Genomic DNA, 1612 nt, shown 5'->3' with positions numbered 1-1612 from the left:
GCCCCGGCCAACCACCCGCCGACCACTTCCCCCGNTGGCCGAGGAGCCGCCGTTTCCGCCCGAGGGCTCGCTCGTTCCCGGCTCGCGCTTCCACGAGGAACAATGGGTGATGGCCGCCGGCATGCTGGCGCGCGGCGCGTCCTTCCAGCAGGTCGCCCGTGCCATGGGGTGCAGCCGCACCACCCTGTGGCGGGCCTATTACGGGTCGCAGGCGTTCCGCCATCGCGTCTGGTGGGAGCGGCAGGCGCTGAACCGGGAGTCGGAGCTTCGGCTCGGTTCGCTCCGCGCCCTGGTGACCGAGCAGATCGAGCGGCTGGTCTCCGCCGGCGATCCCTCCACCGTGCGCTGGCTGGCCGAGCGGCTCGGCCTGTTCCGGGACTTCGACGATCCGGGCGCCAAGCACGCCGCCCCCGCAGAACCCGCTGAGTCCACGGCGCCCACGGCCCCCGAACCCCCGCTCCCGGGCATCGACGACGACAGCATCCCCGGCGCGATCCGCGAGCACACGCCGCCCGACCCGAAGGTGATCGCCGCCATCCTCGCCCGGCCGGAGGCGGAGGGACCGAAGGGCGTCTATCCCTGGACCGTCAACCCTGACGATCCCTATCCGAATCTCGGCTCGGCCCTGGAGCGGCAGGGCGGGCAGGGTGTCTTCCCGCGCCGCCGGTGAGCGGATGCACCGGTGGAACGCCCCCGGAAAACCGGTTCACGGCGTTTCAAACGTTCCATCCGCCTCACCCCACGGCGCCGGCCGGCCGCCTCACCCCACCGCCTGCTCGATCAGCCGGTTCGCCAGGGTCACCTTCTGCGCCAGGGTCGTCGCCAGGATGCGGTGGAGGACCAGCGCCAGTTCGGGATCCTCGCGCTCCAGCCGGGCGAGCGTCGCGGCGGTCAGGCGGTGGATGGTGGCGGGGGTTTCCACCACCACGTCGGCGCCGCGGGTCTGGCCCAGCAGCAGGGCGATCTCGCCCACCACCGCCCCGGCGGTCATGGTGCGCAGCCGCAGGGTCCGGCCGTCGGGCAGGGCGATCTGCACCTTCACCCGGCCGCGCCCGATGATGAAGACGTCGCTCGCCGCCTCGCCGGCGCGGATCAGCAGTTCCTCGGGCTCCAGATGCAGGGTGTCCAGCGCCGCCACCGCGTCGGCCAGCCGCGGGTGCGGCCCGGTCATCGCCTCCAGATGGCGCAGCAGCGGCGCATCCACCCCGGCCGCTCCGGTCCCTCCGCCGCTCTCGGCCAGCAGGGCCTCCTCGCAGGCTTCCAGCGCATGATCCAGATCGGGAGCGCGGCGCAGCACCGGGTCGCGGTCGGGGTCCAGGCCGCAGTTGCGGAAGGCGTCCTCCACCGCGGCGGGTAGGGCGCTCAGCACCAGGACGGCGCCGGCCGTCTCCATCAGGTTGCGGATGCGGCGGAACACCCCGGCGGCCGCCGATCCATGNCCTTGATGTGGCGGAAGTCGATGATCAGGAAGCGCAGCGGAACCGTCCTCGTCCGCTCCAGCCGGTCGCGGATCGGCGCGACGATCTGCTCCGCGGTGCCCAAGAAAAATAGCCCTGCAACTGCATCGCCTCGATGGCCGCACCGCCCCGGGCAGATGCAGGCTGGCCGCCGG

2 protein-coding genes are annotated in these 1612 nt (G+C 73.0%); one reads left to right on the top strand and one right to left on the bottom strand.

The features are described from left to right. Positions 1–34: 34 nt before the first annotated feature. Complete coding sequence (locus tag I71_RS29650) at positions 35–670, top strand: hypothetical protein (protein ID WP_199902289.1); 636 nt, start codon at positions 35–37, stop codon at positions 668–670. A 90-nt stretch (positions 671–760) separates the two neighbouring features. Here the strand turns inward: I71_RS29650 and I71_RS29645 are convergent, their stop codons facing one another. Continuing rightward, positions 761–1417 carry a cyclic nucleotide-binding domain-containing protein gene (locus I71_RS29645; protein ID WP_042702848.1) on the bottom strand — a complete coding sequence of 219 codons (657 nt, stop codon included), beginning with the start codon at positions 1415–1417 and terminating at the stop codon, positions 761–763. Positions 1418–1612 lie beyond the last annotated feature (195 nt).

The organism is Azospirillum sp. B506, assembly GCF_000333595.1.
Taxonomy (GTDB): domain Bacteria; phylum Pseudomonadota; class Alphaproteobacteria; order Azospirillales; family Azospirillaceae; genus Azospirillum.
This window is presented reverse-complemented; position numbering and strand designations above follow the sequence as displayed.